Below are 19602 nucleotides of genomic sequence, written 5' to 3' on the forward strand. Positions count from 1 at the left end.
TAAAACAGTACAGTATATGAAAAACAGCTACAGCTTGTTGTTTCTTGCTTTTGTAAATTTAGTGACTGCCTGTGTTACGCAAAGCCGTTCGGGAAAGGTAACGCTTGAAGATCACTATATAACCACGCATCCGGACTTCAATATAAAATACTAAAGCAGGGAGAAGGCGATACGGCAAAACAGGGGCAGGAAGTTTTGATCTTTGAAACAACAAGCTATTTAAACGGAACCGTGTTGTATTCAAACGAACATACAACAACACCTGTAAAAGTATTACTTGGCGGCAACCAGGCAACCACTGCTGTTGACGAAGGTATAACAGGGATGCGTGTGGGAGAAATACGCCGGTTGATTGCTCCACATTATCTGGTTAAACGAAAAACGTATCCGCAAAATGTATCGCCCGATTCTGCATTAACGATCAAAGTTATTCTGCATAAGATTTTATAGTCGGCGTTTGTCCCTTTTGTAAATGAACGTAAATAGTTGCTTTTACTATATCTTATTCATGTTTTTTTGAAAAAAATAATAGTTTTATACCAATCTATTACAATAACAGAAATATGGAAAAGAAAAACATCTACAGCATTCTTGTATTTGCTTTATGTCTTGCTTTTATTAACTGTACAAATAATAACGAAGCTGATACAATACTTAAGAATGATTCATCTGTTTTAAAAGTGTATTTGAATGAAGAAAATAATGTGACCGTTAACGGAGAAAAAGTTTTATTAGAAAACCTAGACTATTATCTTTCTTCACGAAAAAATAAAGTCAGCAAAATTTACTACTCAAGGTACAATTCGCAGAGTCCGGAAGCGCCAAAAGAAGTAATTACAGTGATTCAAATAATAGCAAAACAAAATCTACCGATTAGTCTTTTCACAGATAGTACGTTCAATACAGTTGTAGAAAATTAGTAAGCAGAAGAACTCTCATTTCTTCAATAAAAAAAGGAAGCACAACGTGCTTCCTTTTTTCTTTACGTATTTATGCCTCAATGGCAAAAAACTAACTAAACAAATATTCCACATCTTCTCTGCTGAGACTTTTTACAAAGCCGTTATCGTCTGCAATCAGATCACGTGCAAGTGAACGCTTACGTTCCTGCAGCTGCAGAATTTTATCTTCGATCGTGTCTTTACAGATCATACGATAAGCAAAGATGTTATTGGTTTGGCCAATACGGTGTGTACGGTCGATGGCCTGTTGTTCTACAGCAGGGTTCCACCAGGGATCAACAATGTACACATAGTCTGCTGCGGTTAAGTTCAAACCCACACCACCGGCTTTCAGCGAAATAAGGAATACTCTTGTTTCTTCGTTGTTCTGAAAATCCTGCACTGCTTTTTCACGATCGGCAGCAGATGTACTACCATCAAAATACACAAACGGGATATTGAGCTCTTCCAGTTTTTCACGGATCAATCCCAACATACCAAGGAACTGAGAGAACACCAGTGCTTTGTGGTTGCCCATGTTTTCTTCCAGCTCACGCACCAGTTCGTCGAGTTTAATGGAATGGTTCGGCAGTTTTTCCGGTTCGTTTAAGATAGATGGCGAATCGCAGATCTGGCGCAATTTCATTAAGCCCTGTAAGATGGTTAATTGCGATTGACCGATACCCACTTCTTCGATGGTGCCCAGAATTTTTGAGCGGTATTCGTTGCGGTATGCATCGTAAATGCGACGTTGATCGTTTTCCATTTCGCAATACAAAATACTTTCTGTTTTTTCAGGAAGGTCTTTTGCTACCTGCTCTTTTGTACGACGGAGAATGAACGGGAACAACAACTTGCGCAAATGTTCTTTCTGTTCTTTTTCACCAAACTTATCAATAGGTGTTGCAAAATCGTTACGGAAATGTTCTACCGTACCCAACATACCCGGGTTGAGAAAGTTCATTTGCGCATAAATGTCAAACGTATTGTTCTGCAAAGGTGTACCACTCATACACAAACGGTGTTTGCTTTTGAGCAGACAGGCTGCTTTTGCCACTTTACTGTTGGGATTTTTGATAGCCTGGCTTTCATCGAGCACCACACAATCAAAATTCTGTTCGCTCAACAATTTAATATCGCTGCGCAACGTACCATAAGTTGTAATAATGACATTGAAGCCGGCAAAGAAATCTTTATCTCGCTGGCGTTGTGCACCATGATGAATATGATACGTAAGAGTTGGTGTAAATTTTTTGATCTCGTTTTCCCAGTTATACATCAAGGTTGTAGGGCAGGCAACCAGGGCTTTTAATCCTTTGTTTTTTGTATGTACATGTTGCAGGAACGATAATGCCTGAATGGTTTTACCCAAACCCATATCATCTGCAAGAATACCACCCCAGCCTACCTCGCTTAAAAAATTCAACCAATGAAAACCACTTTCCTGGTAAGGACGAAGAATTGGCTGCAGATGTGCAGGTGGATCAACTTTTTGAATATGCTTGAACTCACGCAGGCGCTCGTATTTTTCTTCCAGCTCAATCATGAGCTCTGTTTCATCACGGCTTTCGTAAAGTTCATCGATAACACTGATGTGGTATTTTGATAAGCGAAGTTTATCCTGCTTGTTTTCGCCCACACGAAAGAGCATGGAGTAACGCTTGATCCATTCTTCGGGCAGCACACCCAATGTACCATCGGCCAGTTGCACCAGCGATTGTTTATTGGCCAACGCTTTCTTTACTTCGGCAATACTCACGCTCTGATCGCCAAACACTACTTTTACTTTTGCATCGAACCAATCAACACCATTGCTGATGTAGATTTCTGTTTTTGGTTTGGCTGTATTGAAACGGAAATTCTTCAGCACTTCCCAACCTTCTACCGGCACTTTCATTTCCTTCATGGCATCCACAAACAAAAAGAACCAGTTGTTCTTTAAAACCTCTGCTCCTTTCAATGCCAACTGTGTACCGCCTTCGGGTTTGATGAATTGTGAATGCAGCTTCTCAACCTTTTCTATAAACTCGTTTTCTTTTTCACGGTTGCGGTTAACGATGATCAACCCGTCTTCGCCGGGTAAAATAATTTCATCTTTATCGCTGCTGCGTACTTTGTAACCTTTGTAACTGAAGGTGGGAATCATCACCAGGTAATCGCCTTTTTCCTGCAGCTGCAGCGTAATATCAGGTTCACCCGATTTTACTTCTTTGATCAAGGCTTCATCAAACTCCACATGATAATCACGTGCAATCTTCAATGCTTCTTTCGAAAGAAACTCCGACAGATCGCCATTGCTGATGAGCCTGTTTTTGTTGCTTGCAAAATCGATCACCAGTTGTGCATCTTCCTGTTTTTCCCAGGTGCGAGCCTCGTTATTGAGTAAAAAAATGAGCGGACTGTTCCAGTCGTTCTCATGTACATCAAGCGGAACGCTGTTGATCTTTACTTTACAACTCCACTCCCATTTATTTTTTTCCTGCTTTAATTCAAAGAAGGGTTTTAAAAAGGTGCCTGTTGTTGTAATTGGTACGAGGTTCTTTGTTTTAAACTCTTTTCCTTTTGGTAAGAGCAATACCGGCGAACTTGTTTCGGCAAATAGTTTCTGTATGCGGGGAAGGAGATATTCCAACATCAACGTTTTCGTGTCTTCCGGCAAATCATCTTCTTCGTGATGGATGATGTTTTCCCAGATACCGGAGAAAGGAGAGTTGCGGTTTACAAACTTGCTTATTTCAGAAGCCTGTAAACGACGCAACAACTGTAACAGCTGTTTATCATTTTCACCAAGATCGTCTGTTTCAATAAACTTGCTTACATCGAGTTTTTCAATGTTGCCAAAAAACTCATTTCCGTCGTACTCCACTTCTCCCTTCACCACGTCAATACTGAAGTAAGGAAACTGCTTGCTGTTATTATTCAACACCACACCCAAACGTGTAAGTGATTTTGCTTCTTCTTCCGTTTCAACAGCTGCGCTTTCTTCGTCCTGCACAGCAACGGTATTGGCAACAGGCTCTGGTTTTTTGGCGGCAGAAGGTTCTACCCGTTTTACACCGGGATCGAGAACACGCAGAAAGGGTTTGCCATCTTTATAAATGAATTCAAATTTATCCTGCCAGTTATCGGTAAGCGAATAGCCGTAAATGCCCAGCAGCTTTCCTTTTTCCTTATCCATGTTGCGGATACTGTCGAAGTACAATGGTCCGTGTGCATTCAGTAACTGAATAAACACAACAGCTTTGTGTTCGCAAATGGCATGTGCATTTTCTGCACAGGTGCAGGAGGTATCGAAATTACGTTCGTCGTTTTTCTGAATGGTTACGGGCCACACTTCGCCGTTCATCTGCAGTTCTGCTTTTACACATTCGTCTTTGGCAGAAAGAATACTTGCTTTTTTGCTGCGCAGAAAAACTTCGGCATCGTTTAATGCTGCTGCTGCAGTAAGTGTGCGGATGGTTTTAAGCTCAATGCTTTTCATTTTTACCACGGTGTGGCGCTGATCGTACTGCAGATCTTTTAAGCCGAGTATATTTTTATCGATCAGATCCTGCAGCTGAAAAAGCGACGCCACTTCGTGACGGCAGATATCGCCAAGGTTGTACGGACAGCTGCAACGCACATTCATAGCGTTGGCATCTTTGTACTTCTGAATATACACTTTGTAAAAAGTGGAGTACGAATCGTCACGCACACGAAACACAACAGTGCCCATCAGTTCATCGTGTTCTACAAGTTCAGCAAATCCGATGGCGTGAATCTTTTTACCACGACGGATCACTTCTTCGGTACCGTGATTGTAAGCAAACTTCAGCAAATGAGGTAAAGCCAAGCGTAAACAGTTTTTGTTTTCTGAAATCGATTAGTATCAGCCCTGCCAAACAAGGTCCGGTTCAGAAAAGGCTAATCTGCAAATGTAAAAGCATTCGGCGCACATTTCCTGTTAAAAACAGAAAGAATTATCAACGTTTTCAAACCGATTGTTGTACTGGAAAACCTTCTTATCTTTATAGGTTTGCCTTGAAAAAAAACCTGGTAATGCAACGCAGGCACTTCTTTTTAAATCTTGCTAAACAGAAAAAATACAAACATGAACAAACAACAAACATCGCTTTTGTTTTGCCTGTTGATGGATGGCATTGGTTATGCAACGTATGCTTTTCCGGTATTGGGTGAGTTGGGTGATGTGCTTTGGGCACCGGTATCGGCCATCATTTTTTACCGCACTTTCGGTGGCTGGAAAGGGTCGGTTGGTTCGTTGTTTAACTTTGCTGAAGAATTATTGCCCGGAACAGATTTTGTTCCGTCGTTTACACTGATGTGGATCTGGAATTATGTAAGCAGGAAACGAACAGGTGCTGCAATTGTAAAAACACAATAAAAAAAGAAGCGCTGTTTAATTCAGCGCTTCTTTTTTGTTTTATTGATTTTTGTTTGTTCCGTATCGCCACGGATCGTTGGTATCTTTTGATGGTCGCATTTCTTCATCTTTCTCTTTATCGTACACTCGCAGGTAAACCACCCATTCAAAATTCTGATATTCGGCAATAAGGTCAATTACGAGTTTGCTGAATTCGCCTGTTGCATCGTTAATATGAAATTGATTGCTCCACAAGCGCAACTCTTCCGAAGGTGCGCTGTAAGTATTTGATGGGCGTATGCTGTTGTTAGCACCTTTGCTGAAAAGAGATTTGCCGAGAATATCGTTGTAATAAGCTTTGTATTGTTTTTTAAGTTCGTTAATATCTTCTGTAACAAACAGCTTTGCTTCCCATAACCAGTTGATCTTTTTATTGGCCGGAAAGCCGATGATCTTTGTTTCAACAGCCCCTTTCATTTCCACTTTCGAACTGTACTCAATAATATTTGGTTCAGCCTGGTTTTGTTCTCCTTTGATTAAAGCAAACTGATTAGGATAGTCGTTGATGACTTTTTCAAGATCGGGTCTGATAGTAGTAAAAGAAGATTTCTGCGAAAAAGCAGTAAGAGATAAGCAACAAATGATGCAGATAAACAACATTCGATTTTTATTCATGGATAGAGATTTGATGCAATATAGAAAAACAATCCGGTGTTTTATAGCGCTTTTGCAAGAGTAACAATTGTATTGAAAACATAACCTAACGCCTGCAGCAGAATAAACAAGTATAAACAAACGTGTTTATTGATACTTAGTAAAAACAATTAGTTTGGAAAAAAAGATAAAACGCCTGCTGCTGCAGGCGTTTACATAAACGGATTTTCAGTTAAAAAAACGAACAGCTGCTGCCGAACAAATAGAACAAAATCTGTTTTAAACCAATGTGTTAGCAGGATAAACTTTGTTTCAACGAAGTAAACGAACAGACGCAATCGTACAATTTACATGTAAACCCGTAAAATTCGCAAGTGAAAAAACATCAGTTCTACGCTTGCAATAAATTTTTTTGGGAATTATTTTTATAGTCTTAAATCCAATTGGTATGAAAAAATCAACCTCTGTTAAAAAAAGTTCTTCGGTTATCCTTTCCATTAAGCAGATTGTTCATTTGCTGGTAGAATCGTTCGAATCACCCCAAACAAAACAATTCCGTCGTTGGAAAAATTACTTTGCCGAATAAGCTTATGAAGAAACTTTACTCCTGAAAAGCCATTACTGCTGCGAGTGTATGGCTTTTTTTATGCCTGTTATTTTCCTGAAAAAAGAATATAATCAGAAGGTGTATACCCCTTGAGTGAGAAGATGTAACTGTTTTGGGCAACACCGGGACGCATAAACTCTCCCTTTCTTGTGTACACAGCCACGCCGCCGCCATTACCGGGGTTCATACTGCCGGCCAATACCGTTGGCAAAAACTTCAAGTAAGCAATGGTTGATACATCTACCATCTGCACCTGGTTAAAGTCCACTTCCATTTCATCAATAAAATAGGCTTTCACTTTTTCCTTGCGCCAGAACAATGCCTGTTCGCCACTTGAGCGATCGTTACTTAATGTAAGCCCGGGCATTCTTGTAAGCAAAAAAGTAATGCAGTCGGTGTAGGTAAGCAGTTCATCATTATCGAGGAAATCGTATTCTCTATCCATGATACTGTTGAAGATACCTGAACTGTATTGCTCTTTGTACTTCTCCAGTTTTGTTTTACGTGTTCCTGTAATAACAATCTGCTGTAACTCTTTTCCTTTCCCTTCAACACGCACAGCATTGGGCGGAAGTTTATTGATGCGTTGCAACGAATCATATTCTGCAGAAGTAAACAGGTTGGCGCCAAAATCAAAAACAGTGGTTGAAACAGAATCGTAAGCCGAAGGAACAGGAAGCTGCTTAATAACAATATCCGGTTTCTGTTTGCGCTTTGTGCCAACAAAATTGAAAAACACCGATGCTTTGTTTTCAAAGATCATTTTAGGTAAAGCAAAGCTTTTATCTTCTTTCACTTCAATTACTTTGTTGTAATTGGTAATGTCCTTTCCAAATACAAACATTAAGAGTGATGATGAGATCTTATTGTTATTGAGTATCCCTGTAACACTTCGCAAACCCGGGTAGTAAAAAGTGGTGATGGATATTTTGTTGTTCTGAAAATTTTCCGGTACCGTTAAGAGAAAACTATTGAGTGTATCAATAGCAGGATAATAAAGTGTGTCTGTTACAGCTGCTTCCGTTGCTTTTACTACAACCATCAGCGTTCCTGCCTTTACAAATGCTGATTGTTGGAGGGTGATCCAGATGCTGTCGGTATCAGGGATACGTTCAACGTATACAGATGCAGCGCTTTTTTCCTGTGCATAACTATTTCCTGTAACACAAAGAAGAATGAAGATGATAAGCTTTTTCATAAACGGTTCAATAAAAAAAACCGCAACGGTTATTGTTGCGGTTGTAATATAATTGATTTAGAATTTTGCCAGTACTTTGTTCATCTCTGCTGTAATTTCTTCGCTACAGAGATTGCCAATACTTCCTTCGTGTGTGTGATGCAGTTGTTGCAGATCGTATTCAAACTCTCCTTTGTTGATGCTGTTACCGACCTGCTGGTAGGCTTCACGGAACGGAACGCCTTTGTTAACCAGGTCGTTCACTGCTTCCACACTAAAGAGGTATTTGTATTTCTCATCGGTCAGAATATTTTCTTTCACCTTCATATTGCTCAGCATGAGCTGCATTAACTGCAGACAGGCTTTCAGTTCTTCAATGGAAGGGAAGAGAATTTCTTTGGTCAACTGCATATCACGGTGATAACCGGAAGGCAGGTTGTTGATGAGCAATGTTAATTCGTTCGGGATGGATTGAATACGGTTGCATTTAGCACGGATGAGTTCAAACACATCGGGGTTTTTCTTGTGCGGCATAATGCTGCTGCCGGTTGTCAATTCATCAGGGAAAGAAATGAAACCAAAATTCTGGTTCATGTACAGGCAACAATCCATTGCCAGCTTGCTGAGTGTAGCTGCAACAGAACTCATACCAATGCCTGTTACTTTCTCCGTTTTACCACGACTCATTTGTGCATACACACTGTTCCAGTTAAGTGTGCCGAACTGTAATAATTCAGTTGTTCGTTTTCTATTAAGCGGAAAAGATGAACCATAACCTGCACCACTACCCAATGGATTTTTATTCGCAACTTGATAGGCAGCTGCTAATAATTCAAGATCATCCACCAAACTTTCAGCGTAGGCACCCAACCATAAACCAACAGATGATGGCATGGCAATTTGCAGATGCGTATAACCGGGAAGTAATGTGTTCTTATGTTCGTTTCCTGTTTTAATCAACAGATCAAACAGGTTTTTTACTTCGTCTTTGATATTGCTGATCTCTGCACGCAGGTATAATTTAATATCAACAGCCACCTGATCGTTACGGCTGCGGCCACTGTGAATTTTTTTACCAATATCACCTACTTTTTGTGTAAGCAGAAACTCAACTTGTGAATGCACATCTTCTATTCCTTCGTCAATGGTGAATTGTGAATGGTCAATGGTTGCTGCAATTTCTTTTAATCCTGCTACTGCTTTGTCTGCTTCTTCCTTTGTCATCAAGCCCACTTCGCCTAACATGGTTACATGTGCAATGGAACCTTGTACATCGTACTTGGCTAAGAGCAAGTCAAATTCTTTGTCACGACCAACGGTAAACTGTTCAACCAATGCAGATGTGCTGCTGTTTTCTTTGCTCCAGAGTTTCATGACTGTTATTTTTTCACACAGAGGGCACAGAGGCCACAGAGTTGATTACAAAATTTTATTTAACAACTGAATGTAAAGTTCAATCCCGCCTTTGATCTCATCTACATATACATATTCATCGGCAGTATGACTTCTTGCACTATCACCGGGACCCATCTTCAATGCAGGGAACGGCATTAATGCCTTATCGCTTGTGGTAGGTGAACCATAATAACCACGACCTAACTCAATACCAGCTTTCACCAACGGATGATCCATTGGGATAGATGTAGATTTCATTCTTGTTGTGCGTGGTTTGAACTGACTTTTGAGGTTTTCTTTCAACTCACCCAAAATTTCATCGAACGTATAGAGTTCGTTCACACGCACATCAATTACAAATTTGCATTGCGGCGGTACAACATTGTGCTGTTGATTTTCTGTACCGATCACCGTAACCGTTAACATCGATTCACCCAAGAGCGGACTTACTTTATCAAACTTATAATTACGGATCCAGTTAATATCGTCCATTGCAATGTACAATGCGTTGATGCCTTCTTTGCGTGCAGCATGACCGGCTTTGCCTTGTGCAATACAATCGATCACCATCAGCCCACGCTCAGCAACGGCCATATCCATTTTGGTAGGTTCACCTACAATACCAAAGTTGATATTACCGAGATAAGGCAACACGAGTTCGATACCATTTACACCGCTGATCTCTTCTTCTGCACTTGCAGCAAACACTACGTTGTGCGAAAGATTTTCTTTTTCGTAGTAGTAAAGAAAGGTTGCGATGAGACTTACCAAACATCCACCTGCATCATTACTGCCAAGACCAAACAATTTTCCATCTTCAACAACGGGTTCAAACGGATCTCTTGTGTATTTCGCATTTGGTTTTACCGTGTCGTGATGTGAGTTGAGCAACACCGATGGTTTTGCTGCATCGTAAAACTTGTTCTTTGCATAAACATTGTTACCAACACGAAAATGTTCAATTCCCTTCTGTGCAAAAAAATGAATGAGAATTTCTGCAGTTTCGTTTTCTTCTTTTGAAAAAGACGGAGTGGCGATCAGCTGTTTTAACAATTCAACTGCCTCTGTGTGTAGCTGGCTGATGTCCTGGTTTGCCATAATTTTTTGTTTAACTGTTTGTAATGGATGTTCCGCTTTCTCCATTGATCAGATCTTTCAATTGCTCTGCTTTACCAATTACTACTTTTTTTACGCCGCTGTTTAATGCAGCAAATGCATTATCCAGTTTGGGTATCATACCCGCAAATATTTTTCCTTCTGCTTTTAATTCTTGATAGGATGATGGATCGATCTTACTGATGACCGTTGCATCATCATTTGCATCGAGTAACACACCTGCTTTTTCAAATGAATAGATGAGGCTTACTTCGTACAAACCACTCATTGCTTTGGCTACTTCCTGTGCAATGGTATCGGCATTGGTGTTAAGCAGCTGACCATTTCCATCATGTGTGATGGGTGCGACAACCGGAGTAAAACCATGTTCTAATAAACTGCTCCAGTTCTGTGCATTGATCTTGTCTGACTTTACATCGCCCACAAAACCGTAATCAATTTCTTTTACGGGACGCTTATTAGCAGGGATAAGATTTCCATCTGCTCCTGTGACACCAATTGCATTGCAATTGAGCGATTGCAATTGTGCAATTACTTTTTTGTTGATAAGCCCTGCATATACCATCGTTACCAAATCAATGGTTGCTGCATCGGTAATACGACGACCATCTACATATTTACTTTCGATGCCCAACGATTCGCCGATCTTGGTTGCAACTTTGCCGCCGCCGTGAATTAGAATTTTAGGACCAGACACGAAAGCAAAGTCTTGTAGAAACGATGAAAGCTTTGCTTCATCATCTACAATGTTGCCACCGATCTTTATAACAATGAGTTTATCCATTTGCTTTCAGGATTTCTGCCAACACTGTTTGTGCCGCCCATACACGATTGCTTGCTTGCTGTGTTACAATGCTGTTGCTGCTGTCGAGCACTTCATCACTCAACTCCACGTTACGACGAACAGGTAAGCAATGCATGATCTTAGCGCTGTTAGTTGCTTTCAGTTTTTCTTCTGTCAACATCCATGCAGGATCGTTGCAGTAAATGCGACCATAATCGGTATAGGTGCTCCAGTTTTTCACATACACAAAATCTGCATCTTTTAACGCTTCATCCTGGTTATGTGTGATGGTTGCTCCCTTAGTGAATTGTTCATCCAGTTCATAATCTTCCGGATGAGTGATTACAAAATCAGCTTCGCCCCAAGCATTGATCCATTGCGCAAAACTGTTGGCAACACATTGCGGCAAAGGCTTGATGTGAGGTGCCCAGGTCAACACAATTTTTGGTTTGCGTTTTTCCTTGAATGTTTCAGTGATGGTGATGATGTCGGTTAACGACTGCAACGGATGCAGTGTTGAACTTTCTAAACTCACAACCGGAACACCAGCGTATTTAATGAACTGTTTAATGAACAGTTCGCTGTAATCATCTTTTTTATTTTGCAACGATGGGAATGTACGGATCGCCAACACATCGAAATAATTTCCGAGAATAGGTGCTGCATCTTTTACATGCTCAACCGTTGTACCACTCATGATGGCTTCTTCTTCAAACTCCCATGTCCAGCCTTCGCTGCCTACGTTGAACACAATCGGCTGCATACCTAAATTCTCCGCAGCGATCTGTGTGCTTAAACGTGTACGCAAACTGGGGTTGAGGAAAATCAAACCCATACGCTTGCCCTCACCAATTGCTTTATCAACAAGCGGGTTTGCTTTATACGTCAACGCTTTTTGAACAAGAGCGTTGATGTTGTCTACATCATGAACGGAAATAAACTGTTTCAATTCTTATGTCTTTTCTTTCTTTATAAAAAACTTAATTAACCTTCATTACTTCAATCTCTTCCTTCACCGCATCAATAAACATTTCTGCATCTCTTTTCTTCAAACCAAGACTTGGCAACAAACGGATCACATTTGGTTTAGCTTCACCGGTGAAAATCTTGTGATTCATCAACAGATTTTTCTTCAGGTCTTTTATTTCTTCCGGCACATCAAAACCAATCATTAAACCACGACCTCTTACATTTTCAATCTCTTCGATCTTTTCCAGTTCTTCACGGAGGTATTTGCCCATCATCACTGCATTGCCCAATAACTTTTCTTCTTCCATTACTTCCAGCACTGCTAATGCAGCCACACAAGCCAAATGATTACCACCGAAAGTTGTACCGAGTTGGAAATGTTTTGGTTTGATATGCGGCGCAATGATGATACTTCCGATAGGGAAACCATTACCCATACCTTTTGCCATGCTGTAGATATCAGCATTTACACCTGCAAAATCGTGGCTGAAGAATTTACCGCTTCTGCCATAACCACACTGCACGCTATCAGCAATATAAACTGCGCCGTATTGATCGCAGAGTGAACGGATCTTTTTGAGGAAAGAAACATCAGCTACATTAATTCCACCAACGCCTTGTATTCCTTCAATGATCACCGACGAAATTTCATCGCCTTGTTTTTTGAAGCAAGCTTCTAATGCTGCTTCATCATTGAAAGGGAGAAAGATCACATTATCAGTTTCGTTTACCGGTGCGATGTAGTTTTTATTATCAGTTGCACTTACTGCCAATGATGTACGACCGTGAAATGCTTTATTAAATGCAACAATTTTTTTACGACCATTGTGAAAGCTTGCGAGCTTCAATGCGTTCTCGTTTGCCTCTGCACCCGAGTTGCAAAGAAAGAGTTGGTAATCTTCTTTACCACTTACTTTGCCCAGCTTGGCAGCGAGTTCTTCCTGCAACGGAATTTTAATAGAGTTGGAGTAGAAAGCAATTTTGTTCAACTGCTCTTCAATTCGTTTTACCCAATGCGGATGTGTGTGTCCGATACTGATGACAGCGTGACCTCCGTATAAATCGAGGTATTGCTCGCCTTGATCATCCCATACATAACTGCCTTTGGCTTTTGTAATGGTGATGGGGTTGATGGGGTAAACGTCGAATAAATTCATGTTGTAAGTTTTACCACAGAGGCTCAGAGACACAGAGAATACTCTGTGTTCTCCGTGTCTTAGTGGTTATTTTAAAAATAGTTTGCTTTCAGTTTCAATCCTGCTGTTTCATCTAAGCCAAACAAGAGATTCATGTTTTGCACCGCTTGTCCGCTTGCGCCTTTCAATAAATTATCTGCTGCTGAATGAACAACAAGCATATCACCCACTTTCTCCAGTTGAATTAAACACTTGTTGGTATTCACCACCTGCTTTAAGAAGACCGCTTCTTTAATGACACGGGTGAATGCAGCATCAGCATAAAACTCTTCATACAGTTTGTATAACTCATCTAAACTCTTTTCGCATTTTACTTGCGAGCTGATGAAAATGCCTCTTGTGAAATCGCCACGCCATGGAACAAAGTTCACATTGATATCACTGTTCGGTTGTAATTGCACTAATGATTCGCCGATTTCGCCAAGATGCTGATGCGTTAATGTTTTATATGCCTGGATGTTATTTGCTCTCCAGCTGAAGTGTGATGTAGCCGCAAGGCTTTGTCCGGCTCCTGTACTACCCGTGATGCCAGTTGTGTACACATCTTTCAACAAACCTGCTTTTGCTAAGGGCAACAAACCAAGTTGAAGTGTAGTAGCAAAACAACCGGGGTTGGCGATATTGTTTGCAGTTTTGATTTGTTCTTTGTTCAATTCGGGCAGGCCGTAAACAAATTTGCGGTTGCCAATTGTTGAGCTATTAGACAAACGAAAGTCGTTAGCTAAATCAATTACTTTGATTTTTTCATCAATTGTATTGTCAGCTAAGAATTTTTTTGATTCACCATGACCAAGACAGAGAAACAATACATCCACATCGTTTGATAACTCACCGGTGAATTTTAATTCCGTTTCACCCACGAGGTCCTGGTGCACTTTGTACACCGGTTGATCTGCATTGCTTCTTGAATGAACAAAAGACAACTCCACGTTTGGATGATTCACCAGCAAACGAATCAATTCGCCACCTGTATAACCTGCGCCACCTATGATACCAACTTTAATCTGCATGACTACTACTTTTCGTTTTCCGCCTGCACCGAAGTCCAGATAGAAGTTTGATTGCCGAATATTTTTGAGAAACCTCTTACATCATCACCTGTAAAGCCGGTGTTCATTTCACCGTACTTACCAAACTTGCTGCTCATAAGATCGTATTTGCTTTCGATACCAATTACCTGGAAACGGTAAGGCATCAATTGTACAAACACATCGCCGGTTACATTTTGCTGACTGCTGGTGAAGTAAGCTTCAATGTCACGCATTACAGGATCAAGGATCTGTCCTTCGTGCATCCAGTTACCATAGAACTGAGCAAGTGTATCTTTCCACTGCAATTGCCATTTTGTGAGGACATGCTTTTCCAATGCATGATGTGCTTTTAAGATCACCATTGGAGCAGCCGCTTCAAAACCTACACGACCTTTAATACCGATAATCGTATCGCCCACATGAATATCACGTGCAATGCCGTAAGCACCTGCAATAGATTGTAAATGGTTGATGGCATCAACAGGATGATCTGACTGCTGATCGTTCACCGCTTTCAGTTCGCCTTTTTCGAAATGAAGTTTTACTTCTTCACTTCCTGTTTTGGTTACCTGTGTTGGCCATGCTTCTTCGGGCAACATGCCTTTGCTATTAAGTGTTTCTTTACCGCCAACACTTGTTCCCCACAATCCTTTATTAATAGAGTAAACAGCTTTTTCAAAATTCATTTCAACGCCCTTGCTCTTGAGGTAAGCAATTTCTTGCTCACGGCTCAGCTTCATATCACGAATCGGTGTGATGATCTCTACACCGGGAATCATGATGTGGAAGATCATATCAAAACGCACCTGGTCGTTACCGGCACCGGTGCTGCCGTGTGCTACTGCATCAGCATTTAATTTCTTGGCGTGTTCAGCAATATGCAATGCCTGGCTTAAACGTTCAGCACTTACACTTAGCGGATAAGTATTGTTCTTTAAACAGTTTCCGAAAATGAGATACTTGATAATTCGTTCGTAATAACCTTTTACTGCGTTTACTGTTGTATGTGTTTTTACACCGAGCTTGTAAGCGTGTGTTTCGATCTTTTGCAACTCTTCATCACTGAAGCCGCCGGTGTTTACAATTACTGAATGAATTTCGTAGCCTAAATCTTCACTGAGATACTTGGCACAGTAAGTTGTATCTAAACCACCACTGAAGCCGAGAACAATTTTTTTGTTTGCCATTGTTGAACAGAATTATAGAACGTTGAAGTGTGCGACGCAACAGCAGCTCCGCAAAGAGCAGCTGCCGGTCAAACTATTATAAATGAAAAAAATGCAGGAACTTTTTGGCTTTGCTTTCGCCGCCGCTTCCACCGTTTTCTTTACGACGGAAAGCTTTTAAAAATTTCCATTCTTTGAAACGCAGTAAACGTTCAAAGCCACTTTTATTTTCTTCAAAATATTGTTTGGTTTCTTCGGGCTCGTAGTGATCGGCAGGATCGTACAACATGGCCGTACACATACAGTTCTTGCGTTGCTTGCTCATGAGAATATCATAATTCACACAGCTTTTGCAGCCAGCCCAGAATTCTTCGTCTTGTGTTAACTCGCTGTAGGTAACGGGTTCGTAACCCAGCTCGGAGTTGATCTTCATTACAGCAAGACCGGTAGTTAAACCGAAAATTTTTGCACCGGGGAATAATTGACGGGAAAGATCAAAGATCCTTTTCTTGATGAGTTTTGCCACACCGCTCTTGCGGAATGCAGGCGAAACAATCAATCCACTGTTGGCCACAAACGCACCGTGGCTCCATGTTTCAATATAACAGAAGCCCACCCATGTACCATCTTTCAGCAATGCAATCACTGCTTTGCCTTCGTTCATTTTGTTAGCTACATATTCGGGGCTGCGTTTTGCGATACCTGTGCCACGTGCTTTGGCACTCTCCTCCATTTCGTTGGTGATCGTTTCTGCGTAGTGTGTGTCGCCACTATTGGCTACACGTATAATAATTTCCTGATTGTCCATGACTGCATAAATGCCTTTTGAAAAAGGGATAACCAATCCTTAGAATAATTCCGGGGAGAATGTTCACTGACAGGGACCATGGTGAGGGGTTCGTCCTGTCAGAATACACGTCGAGGTCGTGGAGAAAATACATAGAAGTTACAGGTGCTGTTGTTAGCACGAACTTCAAAAATGTGGTATGTATTTGTGTTTGTCAACTGCTTTGAAAATTGAGGAACAAAAGTAAACGATAATATTATAAATGAGACATAAAATTTTTGTAAACGTTTAAGAACGGTAGTTAGTGGAGCTTAGTTTGCATCGGCGCTTCGCTTCTTCTTTATCAAAGAGATCATTAGCCCACTGATGATAATGAGCAAAATGCCGAAGAGTGAAACCGTATCCGGGAACGCATCGCCCAGCATCATGCCAATGAAAATGCTGAAGATGATGCCTGCATAGCTAATGGCAGAAACGATGCCCGCTTTATCTGCACCATAAGCCTTTGTTACAAAATATTGCCCGAACAAAGCTGAACAGCCCATTAATAATATATACCACCATTCTGTTTGTTGCGGCCAGCGCCAGTTGATGAAGAGAATATCATCGGCCGGTAATTGTAATATTGATCGGAAGGAAGTGAACAACAAGGGCACCAGCACACCGGTGAGAACAAATGAAAGAACAATTACTCTTGTATCGTAATACTTCGTGAGTTTGCCAACGGTGATGTAAGCAATGGCCGATAAGATGCCACTAAGCAAACCTGCTAAATGATAATACCAGGGCAAATGAATGCTTGGTTTATAAATAAGCAGCATACCTGCAAAGCCGAGCAGCACAGCCATTATCACCCAACCACCTTCGTATTCTTTAAACAGCAGAAACGTAAACAGTGCAATAAACAAAGCAGAGGTTAGATTATAACTCATGGCTGTACCTAATGGTAAATGCAGAATACAGTAAAGCAACATGTACACGGCAGAAGTACCCATAAAACCACGAAAGATGAGGCGGAGTAATTTGCCACCCGTTTGTTCCGGTGCACGGTTCAATAAACTTACTACTATAAACAGCAACCCAATGCTGTTTCGCCAGAACACTAATTGACCGGCGTTGAAACTTCCTTTTAATGCTTTGGCGGCACCTCCCATGACAGAAAAACCCAATGCTGCCAGCAACATGAAGAAGATTCCACGGTATGATGGAGAAATTTTCAATTTTTTTTCTGGGAGAAGTTGGGTTAGAGTGCCTGCAAAGATACCCGAAGAAACCACCTGTATATAACCTCTTCTTATTGTATATGATTATTGCATGCGTCTATCAATATGAAGATCAGTCAAAGAAAAGCATAACAAACACACGTAAGTAAAAGAAGAACAACCGGTTTAATTTTTTTACAATAAAAATTTAACGGAGAGGAAATATTACTTGTGTAATAAAAGCCCGAAAAAAAAACTTTGTGGAATGAATTTTTACATTATTTTAGCAAACCTTTTAAAAGAAAAAGGTCACCTGTAGAAACAGCTGACCGTTAACGATTGCTTGCCATATAAAAAAATAGTTCTGTATCTTTCGAGAGTCACTTGCCTGTGACTTGATCCTTGGCCGTTACGATGCTTTGCTCACTTAGCGATTGCTTTCCATATTTTTTTTAAGCCCGAATCCGATACAAATGTAAACCTGTGTAATTTGCGCATCAAATCAAAAAAAAGGTTTTTTCATGATGCCAAATGGATAGCAGAAGCATGAAATGCAGTGTGGACACGGGTTTCAGACAAAAAAAATATTATGGCCAACCGTTTTTCAGATACATTATTTCAATTAGTTCACTCCCTTGAAAAAGCCGAGAAGCGGCATTTCAAACTATATATCAAGCGTAGTTCATCGAAAGAAGATCTTAAGATCATCCAGCTTTTTGATGCATTGGATAAAATGCAGGAATATGATGAACGTGTTTTGCTGAAAAAGCTTACTGATAACAGCAAAACCAAACTCGCCAATCTTAAAACGCATCTCTACAAAGAATTACTTGCAAGTCTTCGCTTATTAAAAACAGGGGAGAATGTTGATCTGCAGTTGAGTGAACACTTAGATAACGCACGCCTTCTTTACAATAAAGGATTAAAGCAACAAAGCTTACGCATTATTGAAAAAGCAAAAGAACTTGCACGTGCAAATCAAAAGATGAACACGCTGGTGCAGTTGATCTCGCTTGAAAAGAAGATCGAAACGTTACACATTACACGCAGTACAACAGATAAGACAGAGCAAATGGCTGAAGAAGCATTTCAGATCAGCAGCCATATTGATCGTGTAACACGTTTATCTAATCTTGCATTGCTGTTGTACCGTTGGTATGTAATGAATGGTCATGCACGCAATGAAGATGATGAAATTGACATTAAAGCATTCTTTAAAAGTTATTTACCAAAAGATCTTACCAAAGTAAACGGATTTTACGAAGAGTTATATCTCTACCAAAGCTATTGCTGGTATGCGTTTATCCGCCAGGATTTTTTAATGTATTACAAGTATGCTGAGAAGTGGGTTGATCTTTACCGTAAAGAACCACATCTGAAAGCCATTGAAACCGGTCATTACATTAAGGGTATGCAGGCGTTGCTGAATGCGCATTTCGATCTGCGTAATTTCAAAAAGTTTGAAGATACTTTGAAGGAGTTTGAAGATTGGGAAAAAACTCCTGAAGCACAAGTACACGACAACTTCCGCACACACACTTCTATTTACATCAACAGCTCACGTGTAAATGGTCATCTGATGAAAGGTACGTTTAAAGAAGGGTTGAAGCTGGTGCCGAAAATTGAAGAGAAGCTGAATGAATATTCGCTGTTTGTAGATCAGCACCGCATACTTGTATTTAACTACAAAATAGCATCCTTGCACTTTGGAAGTGGCAATTACGAACAGTCGATCGATTACCTGCATCGTATTATTCACGGACCAATGGAAATGCGCATCGATCTGCAGTGTTACTCCCGACTGATGCATTTGTTGAGTCACTACGAATTGGGCAACTACGAAATACTTGATTCGTTGAGTAAATCGGTACACCGTTTCATGGAGAAGATGAAAAACTTAACAACTGTTGAAGAAGCAGTGTTCAAGTTTTTAAAAACCAGCTTTACACAATCGCCCGATAAAATAAAAGCAGCGCTTCAACAATTGCTCAACGAGATCAAACACCTGGAAAAAAACCGTTTCCAGACAAGATCTTTTGCTTATCTCGATATTATCTCCTGGGCAGAAAGTAAAGTGTATAACAAAACCATGGAACAGGTGGTGCATGGTAAATACAAGGAAAGTAAAAGAAGATAGTTTTTTGTCATTCCGAGGCACGAGGAATCTGCCGGGCGTTTGCTCTGCATTTGACAGATGCCTCCTTCGTCGGCATGACA

17 protein-coding genes are annotated in these 19602 nt (G+C 40.6%); 5 read left to right on the top strand and 12 right to left on the bottom strand.

Translation table 11 applies throughout. From position 1 onward, the window contains the following. The first annotated feature begins 147 nt into the window (after positions 1–147). Together ESA94_RS09795 and ESA94_RS09800 are read left to right on the top strand one after the other, a co-directional pair. Positions 148–450: an FKBP-type peptidyl-prolyl cis-trans isomerase gene (locus ESA94_RS09795; RefSeq protein ID WP_129130708.1), complete on the top strand. Its 303-nt coding sequence runs from the start codon at positions 148–150 to the stop codon at positions 448–450. A 113-nt stretch (positions 451–563) separates the two neighbouring features. Beyond that, a complete protein-coding gene (locus ESA94_RS09800; protein ID WP_129130709.1) occupies positions 564–920 on the top strand; it encodes a hypothetical protein in 357 nt (118 codons plus the stop codon). A gap of 91 nt (positions 921–1011) precedes the next feature. On the opposite strand, the gene ESA94_RS09805 is transcribed toward ESA94_RS09800, so the two are convergent. Further along, positions 1012–4773, bottom strand: coding sequence for a DEAD/DEAH box helicase (locus ESA94_RS09805; RefSeq protein WP_129130710.1), 3762 nt, complete (start codon positions 4771–4773; stop codon positions 1012–1014). Positions 4774–5031: 258 nt separating this feature from the next. On the opposite strand from ESA94_RS09805, the gene ESA94_RS09810 reads away from it, so the two are divergent. Beyond that, on the top strand, positions 5032–5322 hold the full coding sequence (locus tag ESA94_RS09810) for a hypothetical protein (protein ID WP_129130711.1): 291 nt from the start codon (positions 5032–5034) through the stop codon (positions 5320–5322). Between the two features lie 39 nt (positions 5323–5361). On the opposite strand, the gene ESA94_RS09815 is transcribed toward ESA94_RS09810, so the two are convergent. Continuing rightward, positions 5362–5976 (bottom strand): hypothetical protein, encoded by a 615-nt coding sequence (locus ESA94_RS09815; protein WP_129130712.1) that lies wholly within the window; start codon positions 5974–5976, stop codon positions 5362–5364. Between the two features lie 427 nt (positions 5977–6403). On the opposite strand from ESA94_RS09815, the gene ESA94_RS21415 reads away from it, so the two are divergent. Further along, positions 6404–6541: a hypothetical protein gene (locus ESA94_RS21415; protein WP_164972697.1), complete on the top strand. Its 138-nt coding sequence runs from the start codon at positions 6404–6406 to the stop codon at positions 6539–6541. A 67-nt stretch (positions 6542–6608) separates the two neighbouring features. On the opposite strand, the gene ESA94_RS09820 is transcribed toward ESA94_RS21415, so the two are convergent. The 10 genes from ESA94_RS09820 to ESA94_RS09865 all read right to left on the bottom strand — a co-directional run bounded on the left by ESA94_RS09820 (position 6609) and on the right by ESA94_RS09865 (position 17403). After that, positions 6609–7760, bottom strand: coding sequence for a hypothetical protein (locus ESA94_RS09820; RefSeq protein ID WP_129130713.1), 1152 nt, complete (start codon positions 7758–7760; stop codon positions 6609–6611). A 57-nt stretch (positions 7761–7817) separates the two neighbouring features. Then, entirely contained in the window at positions 7818–9113 is a 1296-nt protein-coding gene (gene argH / locus ESA94_RS09825) for an argininosuccinate lyase (RefSeq protein ID WP_129130714.1), read from the bottom strand. A 45-nt stretch (positions 9114–9158) separates the two neighbouring features. Continuing rightward, a complete protein-coding gene (locus ESA94_RS09830) occupies positions 9159–10232 on the bottom strand; it encodes a M20 family metallo-hydrolase (protein WP_129130715.1) in 1074 nt (357 codons plus the stop codon). A 10-nt stretch (positions 10233–10242) separates the two neighbouring features. Beyond that, positions 10243–11034 carry an acetylglutamate kinase gene (gene argB, locus ESA94_RS09835; RefSeq protein ID WP_129130716.1) on the bottom strand — a complete coding sequence of 264 codons (792 nt, stop codon included), beginning with the start codon at positions 11032–11034 and terminating at the stop codon, positions 10243–10245. After that, positions 11027–11983, bottom strand: coding sequence for a Rossmann-fold NAD(P)-binding domain-containing protein (locus tag ESA94_RS09840; protein WP_129130717.1), 957 nt, complete (start codon positions 11981–11983; stop codon positions 11027–11029). Before ESA94_RS09840 ends, argB begins: the two co-directional genes overlap by 8 nt. Positions 11984–12014: 31 nt before the next feature. Further along, on the bottom strand, positions 12015–13160 hold the full coding sequence (locus ESA94_RS09845; RefSeq protein WP_129130718.1) for an aspartate aminotransferase family protein: 1146 nt from the start codon (positions 13158–13160) through the stop codon (positions 12015–12017). A gap of 71 nt (positions 13161–13231) precedes the next feature. Continuing rightward, the gene (gene argC, locus ESA94_RS09850; RefSeq protein WP_129130719.1) at positions 13232–14209 is read right to left on the bottom strand and encodes an N-acetyl-gamma-glutamyl-phosphate reductase; all 978 of its coding nucleotides are present in this window, start codon (positions 14207–14209) and stop codon (positions 13232–13234) included. A 5-nt stretch (positions 14210–14214) separates the two neighbouring features. Next, the gene (locus ESA94_RS09855) at positions 14215–15417 is read right to left on the bottom strand and encodes an argininosuccinate synthase (protein WP_129130720.1); all 1203 of its coding nucleotides are present in this window, start codon (positions 15415–15417) and stop codon (positions 14215–14217) included. 76 nt (positions 15418–15493) lie between these two features. Beyond that, the gene (locus tag ESA94_RS09860; protein ID WP_129130721.1) at positions 15494–16204 is read right to left on the bottom strand and encodes a GNAT family N-acetyltransferase; all 711 of its coding nucleotides are present in this window, start codon (positions 16202–16204) and stop codon (positions 15494–15496) included. Between the two features lie 290 nt (positions 16205–16494). Next, positions 16495–17403, bottom strand: coding sequence for a DMT family transporter (locus tag ESA94_RS09865; RefSeq protein ID WP_129130722.1), 909 nt, complete (start codon positions 17401–17403; stop codon positions 16495–16497). A gap of 571 nt (positions 17404–17974) precedes the next feature. On the opposite strand from ESA94_RS09865, the gene ESA94_RS09870 reads away from it, so the two are divergent. Beyond that, positions 17975–19522 carry a hypothetical protein gene (locus ESA94_RS09870; RefSeq protein ID WP_129130723.1) on the top strand — a complete coding sequence of 516 codons (1548 nt, stop codon included), beginning with the start codon at positions 17975–17977 and terminating at the stop codon, positions 19520–19522. Positions 19523–19602: the final 80 nt, after the last annotated feature.

This window comes from Lacibacter luteus (assembly GCF_004118265.1).
In the GTDB taxonomy this organism is placed as follows: domain Bacteria; phylum Bacteroidota; class Bacteroidia; order Chitinophagales; family Chitinophagaceae; genus Lacibacter; species Lacibacter luteus.

Coding starts and splice junctions, on each gene's coding strand:
- ESA94_RS09800 (WP_129130709.1), top strand. CDS start 564: ATGGAAAAGAAAAACATCTACAGCATTCTTGTATTTGCTTTATGTCTT.
- ESA94_RS09810 (WP_129130711.1), top strand. CDS start 5,032: ATGAACAAACAACAAACATCGCTTTTGTTTTGCCTGTTGATGGATGGC.
- ESA94_RS09815 (WP_129130712.1), bottom strand. CDS start 5,976: ATGAATAAAAATCGAATGTTGTTTATCTGCATCATTTGTTGCTTATCT.
- ESA94_RS21415 (WP_164972697.1), top strand. CDS start 6,404: ATGAAAAAATCAACCTCTGTTAAAAAAAGTTCTTCGGTTATCCTTTCC.
- ESA94_RS09820 (WP_129130713.1), bottom strand. CDS start 7,760: ATGAAAAAGCTTATCATCTTCATTCTTCTTTGTGTTACAGGAAATAGT.
- argH (WP_129130714.1), bottom strand. CDS start 9,113: ATGAAACTCTGGAGCAAAGAAAACAGCAGCACATCTGCATTGGTTGAA.
- ESA94_RS09830 (WP_129130715.1), bottom strand. CDS start 10,232: ATGGCAAACCAGGACATCAGCCAGCTACACACAGAGGCAGTTGAATTG.
- argB (WP_129130716.1), bottom strand. CDS start 11,034: ATGGATAAACTCATTGTTATAAAGATCGGTGGCAACATTGTAGATGAT.
- ESA94_RS09845 (WP_129130718.1), bottom strand. CDS start 13,160: ATGAATTTATTCGACGTTTACCCCATCAACCCCATCACCATTACAAAA.
- argC (WP_129130719.1), bottom strand. CDS start 14,209: ATGCAGATTAAAGTTGGTATCATAGGTGGCGCAGGTTATACAGGTGGC.
- ESA94_RS09855 (WP_129130720.1), bottom strand. CDS start 15,417: ATGGCAAACAAAAAAATTGTTCTCGGCTTCAGTGGTGGTTTAGATACA.
- ESA94_RS09860 (WP_129130721.1), bottom strand. CDS start 16,204: ATGGACAATCAGGAAATTATTATACGTGTAGCCAATAGTGGCGACACA.
- ESA94_RS09870 (WP_129130723.1), top strand. CDS start 17,975: ATGGCCAACCGTTTTTCAGATACATTATTTCAATTAGTTCACTCCCTT.